Source organism: Streptomyces sp. NPDC038135 (assembly GCF_055601245.1).
In genome coordinates, this window is the sequence record NZ_JBVJXS010000001.1 from 548,299 (window position 1) to 561,331 (window position 13,033).

Sequence of the window (13,033 nt, forward strand, 5' to 3'; positions counted from 1 at the left end):
CTGTTTGAGCGGGGGGAAGGGCTATCGGCCCCCATGAGGGAGAACTTACCGAGGCGTTGTTTCCGCCGAATTCCACAGCGCCTTCACAGGAAGGTGGGAGCGGTTTCCGTGAGGCGCCGCGGGGCGGGTCAGGCGCGCGTGGCGGCCAGCTCGATCACCGTCACGTCCGAGGGCGCGTCGACCCGGGTGGGCGGCCCCCAGGCGCCGGCGCCCCGGCTGACGTACAACTGCGTGTCGCCGTAGCGTTCGAGGCCGGCCACGGTGGGGTTGGCGGCGGCCGCGATCAGGTTGCCCGGCCAGAGCTGGCCGCCGTGGGTGTGGCCGGAGAGCTGGAGGTCGACGCCGTGCCGCACCGACTCGTGGATCTGCACCGGCTGGTGGGCGAGCAGCACGCAGGCGCGGGCCGGGTCCCGGTCGCCGAGCGCCTTCGCGAAGTCCGGGCCCCGGCCCTCGCTCTCGCCCTGGAGGTCGTTGACCCCGGCCAGGTCGAAGTACGGCAGCTCGGTGCGGGCGTTCTCCAGCGGGTGCAGGCCGAGGGTGCGCACCTCGGCGACCCACTGCTCGGCGCCGGAGAAGTACTCGTGGTTGCCGGTGACGAAGTAGGCCCCGTGCCGTGCGCTGAGCCGGGCCAGCGGCGCCGCGGCCGGGCCGAGGTCCTTCACGCTGCCGTCCACCAGGTCGCCGACGACCGCGATCAGGTCGGGCTGGGTGGCGTTCACGGTGTCGACGACCCGCTGCGCGAAACCGCGGCCGAGGACGGGCCCGAGGTGGATGTCGCTGACGACGGCGATCCGGAACCCGTGCGCGGCGCGCGGCAGCCGGGCCAGCGGCACGGTGACGCGCTTGACCCGCGGCCCGCGCAGCACGCCGTACGTGCCCTGCCCGACCGTCGCGACGGCGGCGGCCGCGGCGGCTCCGCCCACGACCCGGGAGACGAACAGCCGCCGGGAGGGGGCGTGCGCCTCGCGCGGCGCCCGCCCGGCGGGCTCCGGGCCGGCCTGGTCCTCCGGCACATCCGGCACGTCCGGCACATCCGGCTCGGCCGGCGCCGGCCGAGGCGCCGCCGGCACCGTCTCCGGCTCCCGCACGGGGGTCTCGGCGGTCCGCGCCCGGCGCGCCAGGAGCCGTGCCGCCAGGGGCCGTACGACCTCGCCGGCCACCACCGCCACCAGCAGGTACAGCGCCAGCGCCATCCACAGGAAGCCGGGCCAGGCGAGGGTGCGCTGGAGCCAGAAAGGGGCGCCGGAGCGTTCGGCGACCAGGGCGCCGACCATCAGCAGCGGGCCGGCGACGAACACCGCCGTGCCGGCGCGGCGGGCCGGGCCCGGGCCGCGGGTGGTGTCGCGGACCAGACGGCGCCACACGTACCAGTGCCCGAGCACCAGCACGGCCAGGACGGCCGCCGCGATGAGGACGAAGACGATGACCACGCTGCAGTGTCTCCCGCTATGACTTCCGGCGCAGTGCGCGCAGTCCGCGCAACCCGATGAGCCCGATGACCGTCCCCAGTACGAAGGAGACGATCGCCAGCAGCAGATGCACCCAGAAGTACGCGGTCGGGTGGCCGTCGTCGAAGGCGAGTCCGCTGCCGTCCTCGGCCAGGTTCTTGACGAAAGTGATCCAGATGACCCAGCTCCACACCCCGAAGGCGAGCAGGAACCAGGAGACCGGGCGGCTGAGTTTCACGGAGACTGACCTTTCGACACGACGCCGTGCCCCGGCGGCCGGCCGGGGGTCCGGGGGTTGTCCCCCGGATGAGCACGGCATGCGTTCAGTATCGCTGTCCGCGCCCGCGTTCCGTGGCCGGGGTGGGGTGCCGGGCGGGACTTCGGTGTCCTCGGCCGGTACGTTTCCGACCGTGCCCCCACCGAAGAAGGCCCTCGGGCGACGCCTGCTGGCCACCTCCGCCGCGCTGCTGTCCCTCTCCGTCACCACGCCCGTGGCGTTCGCGGCCCCGACGCCCTCCACGAGCCCGACGGCCACTCCCCCGGCGCTCATGTCGCAGGTGGGCGGCGCGCGGCTGGGGCAGCCGGGGACCCAGGTGAACCTCGCGGCCGGCGTGCCCGCGCTTCCCGAGGACCTCACCGCACGGTCCTGGATCGTCTCCGACGCCGAGTCCGGCGAGGTCCTCGCCGCGCACGACGCGCACTGGCCGCTGCCCCCGGCGAGCACCCTGAAGATGCTGTTCGCGGACACCCTGCTGCCCCGGTTCCCGAAGACGATGGAGCACAAGGTGGTCCCGTCCGACCTCGCGGGCATGGGCGCCGGTTCGAGCGTGGTCGGGATAAAGGAGGGTCACACCTACACCGTCCACGACCTGTGGCTCGGGGTCTTCCTGCGCTCGGGCAACGACGCCGTGCACGTGCTGGCCGCCATGAACGGCGGGGTGGACCGGACCGTCGCGGACATGCAGGCCCACGCCGACGAGCTGCAGGCCCTGGACACGCACGTGGTCAGCCCGGACGGGTACGACGCGCCGGAGCAGCGGTCGTCGGCGTACGACCTGACGCTGTTCGCCCGCTCCGGGCTGCAGAAGAAGGACTTCCGCGAGTACTGCTCGACCGTGTCGGCGAAGTTCGAGTCCGGCGAGATCCGCAACACCAACCGGCTGTTGAGCGGCGACACGGACGTGCCCGTCTACCAGGGCATCGCCGGGGTGAAGAACGGCAACACCACCGACGCCGGCGCCACCTTCACCGGCGTCGCCGAACGCCACGGCAAGGTGCTGCTGGTCACGGTGATGAACCCGGAGAAGCACGAGCACAACGAGGTCTACAAGGAGACCGCGAAGCTGTTCGACTGGGGCTTCCGGGCGGCCGGCAAGGTGCGCCCGGTGGGCGAGCTGGTCCCGCCGAAGAGCGCGCAGTCCACCTCCCAGCCGGGCGCCACCGCCTCGGCGGGGCAGGCGCACAGGCCCGGCGGCTCCGGCAGGCGGCCGGCCGCGAGCGCCCCGGGCGGGACCGGGGCCACCGGCGCCGGAACCGCCCTGGCCGTCGCCGGCGGACTGCTGGCGCTGCTCGGGGGCGGGGTGTTCCTGATCAACCGCCGTTGGCCGCTGCCGGATCTGATGCGCCGTCGGCCGCGCTCGTGATCCCGGCGTCCTTGCTCGGCGTCGCCGTCCAGGCGGCGCAGAACAGGACGAGTTTCGCGGTGAAGTTGATCCACAGCAGCAGGGCCACGGGCACGCCGAACGCGCCGTACATGCTCTTCGAGGCGATCCCCTGGATGTAGCCGCTGAGTAGCAGTTTCAGCAGCTCGAAGCCGACCGCGCCGGTCAGTGCGGCCACCAGCAGACGGCGGCGCGGGGGTTCGGTGCCGGGCAGCAGGGTCAGCACGTAGAGCAGCAGCAGGAAGTCGGCGAGCACGGCCACGGCGAACGCGATGATCTGCAGCAGCACGTGCCCCCAGCCCGCCCGGTCGAGACCGAGGGCGTCGCTGAGCCGGCCCACCATCGCGGAGGCCACGGTGGAGATGGCGAGGGTGGCGACGACCGCGCCGCCCAGACCGATCAGGATGCCCGCGTCCTTGGCCTTGGCGAGGAACGGGTTCTCCTCGTCGTCCGGCAGCTCCCACACCGCGCGCAGGCAGTCGCGCACCTGGCCGACCCAGCCCAGGCCGGTGAACAGCAGCAGGGCGCCGGCGATCACCCCGACGGTGCCGGCGTTCTCCACCAGGGCGTTGATGTCGAGCTGGTCGGAGATGCCGGGGATCTGCTCGGCGATCCTGTCCTGCAGGGTCCGCTGCTGCGACTGGCTGAGCGTGGCGGCGCCGACGGTGGCCGCCAGCGTCAGCAGCGGGAACAGCGCGACGAAGCTGACGAAGGTCATCGCGGCGGCCAGTCGCGTCCACTTCACCCGGTCCAGGCGCTCGTAGGAACGCCAGGCGTGCGTGATCATCAGCCGGGTGACGATCGGCCCGACACCGGGGAGCTTCTTCAGCCAGTCCATGCTGCGTCTCTGCCCCGCCACCAGGACCCGATGTGCGGGCGCGGCAACACTATTGAGTGACATCCCATTAATCACCCGTTCCGCCGAACGGGGTTATGTTCTCCGGCCGGTCGCCCGGGCGGGGGCGGTACGGTCGCCGGCATGCCCGACCTCGAACCCCTCCCCCGGTCCCTGCTCGTCCTCGGCGGCACCTCCGAGATCGCGCTCGCCACCGTGCGCCGCCTGATCGCCCGTGGCGCCCGGACCGTTCGGCTGGCGGGCCGCCCCTCGCCCGGCCTGGAGCGGGCGGCCGAGGGTCTGCGCGCGCTGGGCGCGGACGTCCACACCCTCGCCTTCGACGCCCTGGACCCCGAGTCCCACGAGCCGGTACTCGGCAAGGTGTTCGCCGAGGGCGACGTCGATCTGGTGCTGCTGGCCTTCGGCGTCCTCGGCGACCAGGCCCACGACGAGCGGGAACCGCTGCGCGCCGTCCAGGTCGCGCAGACCAACTACACCGGAGCCGTGTCGGCGGGCCTGGTGGCGGCCCGCGCGCTGCAGACCCAGGGCCACGGCTCGCTGGTGGTCCTGTCCTCCATCGCCGGCGAACGCGCCCGCCGGGTGGACTTCATCTACGGCTCCAGCAAGGCCGGGCTCGACACCTTCGCGCAGGGTCTCGGCGACGCGCTGTACGGCACCGGGGTGCATGTCATGGTCGTGCGCCCCGGCTTCGTCGTCACGCCCAGGACCGCCGCCCTGCCCAGGGCGCCGTTCGCCACCACGCCCGAGGCGGTCGCCACGGCCGTCGAACTGGGCCTGCGCCGCCGCTCGGAGACCGTGTGGGTGCCGGGCTTCCTGCGCCTGGTGATGGCGGTGCTGCGGCACGCGCCGCGGACGGTCTTCCGCAGACTGCCCCTCTAGGGGGAGCCCCGTGCGGGAGTCTTCCGCGGGTGGGGGGAGGCGGCGGCTACCGGCTGGCGATCGTGCCGCGGTCCAGGTGCCCCGCCTGCGGCGGCACCACGGATCCGCCGAACGGGTACTCCCGGAGCTTGCGCCACACCCCGTCGGCGCCCTGCTCGTGCAGCGCGAACCCGGTGCACGGCCACTCCGCCTCGAAGCCGGCCAGCTCCTCGAACGCGCGGTCCATGGCCGCCTCGTCGATGCCGTGCGCGACCGTCACGTGCGGGTGGTACGGGAACTGCAGCTCCCGCGGCACCGGCCCGGAGGCGTCGCGGACCCGCTGCTGCAGCCAGGAGCAGTCCTCGGCGCCCTGCACGACGCACACGTAGACGACCGGCGACAGCGGCCGGAAGGTACCGGTCCCGGACAGCCGCATCGGGAACGGTCGCCCGGCGGCCGCGACCCCTCTCAGGTGGGCGTCCACCGCCGGCAGGTCGGCCTCGTCCACCTCGGTCGGCGGCAGCAGGGTGACATGCGAGGGGATGCCGTGAGCCGCGGCGTCGCCGAAGCCCGCGCGCCGCTCCTGGAGCAGGCTGCCGTGAGGCTCCGGGACCGCGATCGACACGCCGATCGTTACGGTCCCCACGTCGTCTCCCCTCGTCGTGTCTGTTTTCTTCTCGCCCGTCGGTTATCGACTGTACGGCCACGGGTGTCCCGTGGGCAGGCGCGGCGGCAGTGATGTGCAGCGCTCCGCCCGCTCGGGTGCGCGTGCGGTCGCACGCCTCGGTACCGCTCAGTGCTTGGCCGGCAGGAAACCCACGCGGTCGTACGCCTGCGCGAGCGTCTCCGCGGCCACGGCCCGCGCCTTCTCCGCGCCCTTGGCCAGGACCGAGTCGAGCGTCTCGGGGTCCTCCAGGTACTGCTGGGTGCGCTCCCGGAACGGCGTCACGAACTCCACCATGGCGTCCGCGAGGTCCGTCTTGAGCGCGCCGTACATCTTGCCCTCGTAGTCCTTCTCCAGCTCGTCGATCGTGCGGCCGGTGAGGGTGGAGAAGATGGTGAGGAGGTTGGAGACGCCCGGCTTGTTCTCGGTGTCGTAGCGGATCACCGTGTCGGTGTCGGTGACCGCGCTCCTGACCTTCTTCGCCGTCGCCTTCGGCTCGTCGAGCAGGTTGATCAGGCCCTTGGGGGTGGACGCCGACTTGCTCATCTTGACCGTCGGGTCCTGCAGGTCGTAGATCTTCGCCGTCTCCTTGAGGATGTACGGCTTCGGGACGGTGAAGGTCTCGCCGAACCGCCCGTTGAACCGCTCGGCCAGGTCCCGGGTCAGCTCGATGTGCTGGCGCTGGTCCTCGCCGACCGGCACCTCGTTGGCCTGGTAGAGCAGGATGTCCGCGACCTGCAGGACCGGGTACGTGAACAGGCCGACGGAGGCCCGGTCTGCGCCCTGCTTGGCGGACTTGTCCTTGAACTGGGTCATGCGCGAGGCCTCGCCGAAGCCGGTGAGGCAGTTCATGACCCAGGCGAGCTGGGCGTGCTCGGGGACGTGGCTCTGCACGAAGAGGGTGCAGCGGTCCGGGTCGAGACCGGCGGCCAGCAACTGCGCGGCGGCCAGCCTGGTGTTGGCGCGGAGCTGGGCCGGGTCCTGCGGGACGGTGATCGCGTGCAGGTCGACGACCATGTAGAACGCGTCGTGGGACTCCTGGAGGGCCACCCACTGGCGGACGGCGCCGAGGTAGTTGCCGAGGTGGAACGAGCCCGCGGTGGGCTGGATTCCGGAGAGCACGCGCGGAGAACGCAGCATGGCGGAGCCATTCCCCTGAGGGTGGTGGTGGGCGACGGGTGGGCGGTCGTTGGCCATGTTCACCATTCTCTCAGGTAACGGGCGGCGATCCGGAACGGGTGGGAAACAGGCGGGGCGCGATCCGGTCCGCGGGGTGTGACAAGGGTGGGACACCGAAGGGGAGGGGCCATGGGCGTACGGGGGACACGGCCGAGGCGGGCGCGGGCCGCCTGGGCGACGGCGGTCGCGGGAGCGCTCGCCCTGGGGGCGCCGGGGGCGGCGCGGGCGGCGGAAACCGATCCACCCGATGTGGTGATGATCATTCCGAACGGCGACGGCGCGCCGCGGGCGGTGGCCTCCGGCGAGCCGTCCTTCGACCGGCTCCACGAGCTGCTGCGGCCCGGGTACACGGGCACGCGGCCGGTGCCCCGGGCCTGGACCCGGGGGCGGTACCCGCGGGTGCGGGTCACCGTGGTGTGGGGCCTGACCGGTGTGGGCGGCTGGCCGCAGACCAGCCGGGCGCCGGGCGGGGACACGGCCGTCGAGCGGGTGGACCAGCTCTTCCTCGCCGGGGACGGCACGCCCTGGGTGGGCACGGACCCCGCGCCGGACGTGCAGGACGACGACATCCGCCGGCACCCGGCGCGGCGGGACCTCTACGACCGGCTGGACCGTGCGGGGCTACTCGGCGCGCCGGCGCCCGCCGCCCCGAGCCGGAGCCGGTCGTGGTCCGCCGTCGAGCTGTGGTGGGCGGCCGCCGGCGGGCTCGCCGCCGGGGCCGCCGGCACTCTCCTGGTCCGCCGGGCGGCGGACCGGCGTCGCACCGGGCCGCCGCGCGAGGAGCCTCGTCAGGAGCTGATCGACCTGTGAGGGTCAGCCGAGGTCGACCTCGGGGTAGAGCGGGAAGCCCGCGACCAGGTCGGTCGCCCGGCGGGAGATCTCGTCCGCGATCTTCGGGTCGAGGATGTGCTGGGCCTTGGAGGGGGCGCCGGACTTGGTGGTGCCGGGCTCGGTGGTGGTGAGCACACGGTCGATGAGGCCGGCGACCTCGTCCATCTCGGCGGTGCCGAGGCCCCGGGTGGTCAGGGCGGGGGTGCCGACGCGGATGCCGGAGGTGTACCAGGCGCCGTTCGGGTCGGCCGGGATGGCGTTGCGGTTGGTGACGATGCCGGCGTCCAGCAGGGCCGCCTCGGCCTGGCGGCCGGTGAGGCCGTAGGAGCCGGCCACGTCGATCAGGTTGAGGTGGTTGTCCGTGCCGCCGGTGACCAGGGTGGCGCCGCGGCGCGACAGGCCCTCGGCGAGGGCGCGGGAGTTGTCGACGATGCGCCGGGCGTAGTCCTGGAAGGAGGGCTGCCGGGCCTCGGCGAGGGCGACGGCCTTGGCGGCCATCACGTGCGGCAGCGGGCCGCCGAGCACCATCGGGCAGCCGCGGTCGACCTGGTCCTTCAGGGAGTCGTCGCACAGGACCATGCCGCCGCGCGGGCCGCGCAGGGACTTGTGGGTGGTCGTGGTGACGATCTGGGCGTGCGGGACCGGGTCGAAGTCGCCGGTGAGGACCTTGCCGGCGACCAGGCCGGCGAAGTGGGCCATGTCGACCATCAGGGTCGCCCCGACCTCGTCGGCGATCTCCCGCATGACGCGGAAGTTCACCAGGCGCGGGTACGCGGAGTAGCCGGCCACGATGATCAGCGGCTTGAACTCGCGGGCCTGGGCGCGCAGCGCCTCGTAGTCGATGAGGCCGGTGGCCGGGTCGGTGCCGTAGGACCGCTGGTCGAACATCTTGCCCGAGATGTTGGGGCGGAAGCCGTGGGTGAGGTGGCCGCCGGCGTCCAGGGACATGCCGAGCATGCGCTGGTTGCCGAAGGCCTGGCGCAGCTCGGCCCAGTCGGCCTCGGTGAGGTCGTTGACCTGGCGGGCGCCGGTCTTCTCCAGGAAGGGGACCTCGACGCGGTCGGCGAGGACGGCCCAGAAGGCGACGAGGTTGGCGTCGATGCCGGAGTGCGGCTGGACGTAGGCGTGCCGGGCGCCGAACAGCTCGCGGGCGTGCTCGGCGGCCAGGGACTCGACGGTGTCGACGTTGCGGCAGCCGGCGTAGAAGCGGCGGCCGACCGTGCCCTCGGCGTACTTGTCGCTGAACCAGTTGCCCATCGCCAGCAGGGTGGCCGGGGAGGCGTAGTTCTCGGAGGCGATCAGCTTGAGCATCGCGCGCTGGTCGGTGACCTCCTGGCCGATGGCGTCGGCGACCCGCGGTTCGACCGTGCGGATGACGTCGAGTGCGGCGCGGAAGGCCGTGGACTCGGTGGAGAGGGACTTCTGCTCTGGCATGGGGACCTCCGGACGGCGTGCGTTCAGCGTTCACGTTCGGCCCAGGCGCACGGCACTGTTTCCCGTCGGGCCGCTCCCCGATGGTCCGTCCCATCCCTGCGCGCCAGTCACGACCCGCTGATCAGCCTACCGGGCGCGCCGGAACCGGGAGATCCCGCGTCCACCATGCGAGCGGGGATAGGAAGGGGGCCACCGTCGTGTCCGGGAGAGTCACCGTCGTATCCGGGAGAGGCCGTGCCCACTGCTGAAGACCTCATCGCCGCCGCCGAGGCGCACAGCGCGCCCATCTACCGTCCGCTGCCGGTCGTCGTGGCCACGGCCGAGGGGGCGTGGCTGACGGACGTGGCGGGACGCCGGTACCTGGACCTGCTGGCTGGGTACTCCGCGCTGAACTTCGGGCACGGCCACCCGCGCCTCGTCGAGGCGGCCGAGCGGCAGCTCGCGCGGGTGACGCTGACGTCCCGCGCCTTCCACCACGACCGGTTCGCGGCCTTCTGCACCGAGCTGGCCGAGCTGTGCGGCATGGAGATGGTGCTGCCCGTGAACACCGGCACGGAGGCCGTGGAGAGCGCGGTGAAGACGGCGCGGAAGTGGGGTTACCGGGTGAAGGGGGTGCCCGCGGAGATGGCGAAGGTGGTGGTCGCGGGCGGCAACTTCCACGGGCGTACGACGACGGTGATCAGCTTCTCGACCGATCCGGAGGCCCGCGCGGACTTCGGGCCGTACACACCGGGGTTCGAGATCGTCCCGTACGGCGACCTGACCGCGATGCGGCGGGCGCTCACCGAGAACACCGTCGCCGTGCTGCTGGAGCCGGTCCAGGGCGAGTCGGGGGTGATCGTGCCCCCGGCCGGCTATCTGGCCGGGGTGCGGGAGCTGACCCGGGAGCGGAACGTGCTCTTCGTCGCGGACGAGGTCCAGTCGGGTCTGGGGCGGACCGGGCGTACCTTCGCGTGCGAGCACGAGGGGGTGGTGCCGGACGTGTACGTGCTGGGCAAGGCGCTGGGCGGCGGGATCCTGCCGGTGTCGGCGGTGGTGTCGAGCGCGGAGGTGCTCGGTGTCTTCCGGCCGGGCGAGCACGGGTCGACGTTCGGCGGGAACCCGCTGGCCTGCGCGGTGGCGCTGGAGGTGATCGCGATGCTGCGCACCGGCGAGTACCAGGCGCGGGCGGCCGAGCTGGGCGAGCGGCTGCACCGGCGGCTGCGCGGGCTGCTCGGCGGGGACGCGGTGACGGCGGTGCGCGGGCGCGGACTGTGGGCGGGCGTGGACGTCGCGCCGCGGGCCGGCACCGCGCGTCAGGTGTCGGAGCGGCTGATGGAGCGGGGCGTGCTGGTGAAGGACACCCACGGCTCGACCGTCCGGATCGCGCCGCCGCTGGTCATCGCCGAGGAGGACCTGGACTTCGGGCTCGACCGGCTGGAGGCCGTGCTGGGCGGCTGAGGGCCGCGCGCCGGAGCGTCCGGGCCCGGCCCCGGCGGCGGCTAGAGGATGACGTGCGGCAGGAAGCGGGCGTACCCGTCGGTGATCAGGCCCGAGGACTCCCGGATGCCCAGGCCGGCCGGTTCGTCCCGGACCGTCCAGGCGCCGAGGACGACGTGGTTGCCGTCGAAGGCGGGCAGCGGGGCCAACTGCTGGTAGCAGCAGGGTTCGTCGCGTACGGCCGGGGGCGCGCCCGGCTCGTGCACGGTGACGCCCTCGCCCTCGCGGCCCAGCAGGGGCTTGGCCACGTAGCCGGTGGTGCGGGCGAGTTCGCGCGGGCCGTCGAGGTGGGCGGGGAGCAGGTTCGGGTGGCCGGGGTACAGCTCCCAGAGGACGGCCAGCAGGGCCTTGTTGCTCAGCAGCATCTTCCAGGCGGGCTCGATCCACAGGGTGGTGCCGCTGCCGCCGCCGTTGTCGAGGGTGTCGAGGACGTGCCCGGCGAACGCGTCGGTGGTGAGCCACTCCCAGGGGTAGAGCTTGAACACGGCACGGATGAACCGGAGTCCGTTGTCCACGAACCGGCCGGAGAGGGTGTCCCAGCCGATCTCCTCCATGGAGATCCAGTCGGTCTCGAGTCCGGCCTGCTCGGCGGTCTCCTTGAGATAGGCGACCGTCATCAGGTCCTCGCCGAGTTCGTCGGCCGAGGAGTGCGCGAAGTGCAGCGGGCTGCCCGGCGGGAGCAGCGCGGCCTGCTCGCGCCAGGCGTCGACCAGGCGCTCGTGCAGCGAGTTCCACTGGTCGGCACCGGGGAAGCGCTCCTCCATCCAGAACCACTGGGGGGAGGCGGCCTCGACCAGCGAGGTGGGGGTGTCCGCGTTGTACTCCAGCAGTTTCGCCGGGCCGGCGCCGTCGTAGCGGAGATCGAACCGGCCGTACACGGTGGGGAGTTCGGCGCGGCGGTGCCAGGCCTCGGTGACGGCCGCGACGACCCGCGGGTCGGTGACGCCGAGTTCGGCGAAACGGTCCTTCGCCACGATGTGCCCGGCGGCGGCCAGGCACATGCGGTGCAGTTCCGCGACGGTCTCCTCCAGCGCCTCGATCTCGGGCAGGGTGAAGGCGTAGTAGGCGCTCTCGTCCCAGTAGGGGCGCAGGGAGCCGTCGGGGTGGCGGGTGAGCGGATAGACGAGCCCCTGCTCCTCGACCGTCCGCTGCCAGCCGGGGCGGGGGGTGATGGTTCGGCGTTCCATGGTGTGTGCCGGTCAGCCGCCGGAGCCGCCCTTGCCGCCGCCGAAGCCGCCGCGGTGCACCCCGCCGCCGCCCGAGGACCCGCCCGAGCCCTTGCTCGGCTTGGTGAAGGAGCCGCCGCTCACCCAGGAGCCCTTCTTCTTTCCGCCGTAGTACCAGGAGCCGTTCACCGTGGACTTGGCGGACTTGCAGTTCTTGTCGGAGACGACCTGGTAGCCCTTGGCGAGGCGGTAGCTGTCCCGGTCGACGCAGCGCTTGTCCGGGGAGGAGGAGCAGGCCGTGAGGGCGGCGGCGAGCAGGCCCATGCCGCCGAGGACGACCGTGGTGGAGCGCAGTTGCGCGCGTGTGTTCGCCATGTGGTGGATCCCCCGTCTGCTGTGCGGTGTGCGGCGGTCAGCCTAGGCGGGGGTGCGCGGGTCCCCGCAAGGGGCCCGGCGATCTCGCGCTCGCCTAGAGTCGGTTCGTGCTGTTCGGAATGGTGTGCGCCCTCGGCGCGGCGGTCTGCTTCGGTACCGCGACGGTGTTGCAGGCGATGGCCGCGCGGCAGGCCGGCACGGGCGGGGGCGGCGAGGTCGCCCTGCTGCTGCGGGCCCTGCGGCAGTGGCGGTACCTGGCGGGTCTCGCGCTGGACGGTCTCGGTTTCCTGTTCCAGATCGCGGCGCTGCGCTCGATCCCCATCTACGCGGTGAGCGCGGCGCTCGCCGCCAGCCTGGCGGTGACGGCCGTGGTCGCGGCACGTCTGCTGCGGGTGCGGCTCAGCGGCACGGAGTGGGGCGCGGTGGGCGTGGTGTGCGCCGGGCTCGCGATGCTGGGGCTGGCGGCCGGACCGGAGGGCGAGGAGGGCGGTTCGCCCGCCCTGAGATGGGCGATGCTCGCGACGGCGGCCGGCATGGCGGTGCTCGCTCTGCTGGGTGGGCGGCTGTCGGGGCGGATGCGGGCCCTCGTGCTGGGTCTCGGGGCGGGTTTCGGGTTCGGGGTGGTGGAGGTGGCGGTCCGGCTGGTCGACTCGCTGCGTCCGGCTCATCTGCTCACGAACCCGGCGTCCTACGCCCTCCTGATCGGCGGCGGCGCCGCCTTCGTGCTGCTGACGTCGGCCCTGCAACGCGGCTCGGTGACCACCGCGACGGCCGGCATGGTGATCGGCGAGACGATCGGCCCGGCGGCGGTGGGCGTCGTCTGGCTCGGCGACCGCACCCGGGAGGGCCTGGGCTGGCTGGCGGCGCTCGGCTTCGCGGTCGCGGTGGCGGGCGCCCTGGCCCTGGCCCGCTTCGGCGAGGCACCGGCCACGGCGGCCGCGGAGGAGTGAGACGACCCAGCGCCGGCTTCGGACCGGAGGAACGCGGCCTGGGCCGGCTCTGGACCCGGAGACGTCCGCGGGGGGGGGCGGGGCCGAAGGGGGCCGACTCCGATCCGGATCAGGACCGGAGGCAGCCGCCGG

13 protein-coding genes and 1 riboswitch are annotated in these 13,033 nt (G+C 73.2%); of the genes, 5 read left to right on the forward strand and 8 right to left on the reverse strand.

All coding sequences use genetic code 11. The features are described from left to right. Positions 1–128: 128 nt before the first annotated feature. Together ACZ7JA_RS02580 and ACZ7JA_RS02585 are read right to left on the reverse strand one after the other, a co-directional pair. Positions 129–1,430 (reverse strand): metallophosphoesterase, encoded by a 1,302-nt coding sequence (locus ACZ7JA_RS02580; protein ID WP_389446021.1) that lies wholly within the window; start codon positions 1,428–1,430, stop codon positions 129–131. Between the two features lie 16 nt (positions 1,431–1,446). Next, positions 1,447–1,686 (reverse strand): SCO4848 family membrane protein, encoded by a 240-nt coding sequence (locus ACZ7JA_RS02585; protein ID WP_351670197.1) that lies wholly within the window; start codon positions 1,684–1,686, stop codon positions 1,447–1,449. A 172-nt stretch (positions 1,687–1,858) separates the two neighbouring features. Between ACZ7JA_RS02585 and ACZ7JA_RS02590 the strand changes: the two genes are divergently transcribed. Then, positions 1,859–3,091, forward strand: a complete 1,233-nt coding sequence (locus ACZ7JA_RS02590) for a D-alanyl-D-alanine carboxypeptidase family protein (protein ID WP_470806901.1) — start codon at positions 1,859–1,861, stop codon at positions 3,089–3,091. On the opposite strand, the gene ACZ7JA_RS02595 is transcribed toward ACZ7JA_RS02590, so the two are convergent. Then, positions 3,039–3,947: a YihY/virulence factor BrkB family protein gene (locus tag ACZ7JA_RS02595; protein WP_351670203.1), complete on the reverse strand. Its 909-nt coding sequence runs from the start codon at positions 3,945–3,947 to the stop codon at positions 3,039–3,041. The two genes, ACZ7JA_RS02590 and ACZ7JA_RS02595, sit on opposite strands and share 53 nt — an antisense overlap. A 141-nt stretch (positions 3,948–4,088) precedes the next feature. Between ACZ7JA_RS02595 and ACZ7JA_RS02600 the strand changes: the two genes are divergently transcribed. Beyond that, positions 4,089–4,844 (forward strand): decaprenylphospho-beta-D-erythro-pentofuranosid-2-ulose 2-reductase, encoded by a 756-nt coding sequence (locus ACZ7JA_RS02600; RefSeq protein WP_351670206.1) that lies wholly within the window; start codon positions 4,089–4,091, stop codon positions 4,842–4,844. A gap of 46 nt (positions 4,845–4,890) precedes the next feature. Here ACZ7JA_RS02600 and ACZ7JA_RS02605 read toward each other — a convergent pair whose 3' ends face one another. Both ACZ7JA_RS02605 and trpS read right to left on the reverse strand, forming a co-directional pair. Further along, positions 4,891–5,469, reverse strand: coding sequence for a 2'-5' RNA ligase family protein (locus ACZ7JA_RS02605; RefSeq protein WP_351670209.1), 579 nt, complete (start codon positions 5,467–5,469; stop codon positions 4,891–4,893). A gap of 147 nt (positions 5,470–5,616) precedes the next feature. Further along, a complete protein-coding gene (gene trpS / locus ACZ7JA_RS02610; RefSeq protein ID WP_470806904.1) occupies positions 5,617–6,627 on the reverse strand; it encodes a tryptophan--tRNA ligase in 1,011 nt (336 codons plus the stop codon). A 168-nt stretch (positions 6,628–6,795) separates the two neighbouring features. On the opposite strand from trpS, the gene ACZ7JA_RS02615 reads away from it, so the two are divergent. Further along, entirely contained in the window at positions 6,796–7,476 is a 681-nt protein-coding gene (locus tag ACZ7JA_RS02615; RefSeq protein ID WP_470806905.1) for a hypothetical protein, read from the forward strand. Between the two features lie 3 nt (positions 7,477–7,479). Here ACZ7JA_RS02615 and ACZ7JA_RS02620 read toward each other — a convergent pair whose 3' ends face one another. Continuing rightward, positions 7,480–8,931: a glycine hydroxymethyltransferase gene (locus ACZ7JA_RS02620; RefSeq protein WP_389303786.1), complete on the reverse strand. Its 1,452-nt coding sequence runs from the start codon at positions 8,929–8,931 to the stop codon at positions 7,480–7,482. A gap of 32 nt (positions 8,932–8,963) precedes the next feature. Further along, positions 8,964–9,052, reverse strand: a riboswitch (ZMP/ZTP riboswitch). Between the two features lie 44 nt (positions 9,053–9,096). On the opposite strand from ACZ7JA_RS02620, the gene rocD reads away from it, so the two are divergent. Then, a complete protein-coding gene (rocD, locus tag ACZ7JA_RS02625) occupies positions 9,097–10,371 on the forward strand; it encodes an ornithine--oxo-acid transaminase (protein WP_389303785.1) in 1,275 nt (424 codons plus the stop codon). Between the two features lie 41 nt (positions 10,372–10,412). Here rocD and ACZ7JA_RS02630 read toward each other — a convergent pair whose 3' ends face one another. After that, on the reverse strand, positions 10,413–11,597 hold the full coding sequence (locus ACZ7JA_RS02630; protein WP_351670224.1) for a glutathionylspermidine synthase family protein: 1,185 nt from the start codon (positions 11,595–11,597) through the stop codon (positions 10,413–10,415). A gap of 12 nt (positions 11,598–11,609) precedes the next feature. Then, positions 11,610–11,951, reverse strand: a complete 342-nt coding sequence (locus ACZ7JA_RS02635; protein WP_351670227.1) for a hypothetical protein — start codon at positions 11,949–11,951, stop codon at positions 11,610–11,612. A 119-nt stretch (positions 11,952–12,070) separates the two neighbouring features. Here ACZ7JA_RS02635 and ACZ7JA_RS02640 point away from each other — a divergent pair, with 119 nt between their 5' ends. After that, the gene (locus ACZ7JA_RS02640) at positions 12,071–12,901 is read left to right on the forward strand and encodes a DMT family transporter (protein WP_389304113.1); all 831 of its coding nucleotides are present in this window, start codon (positions 12,071–12,073) and stop codon (positions 12,899–12,901) included. Positions 12,902–13,033: the final 132 nt, after the last annotated feature.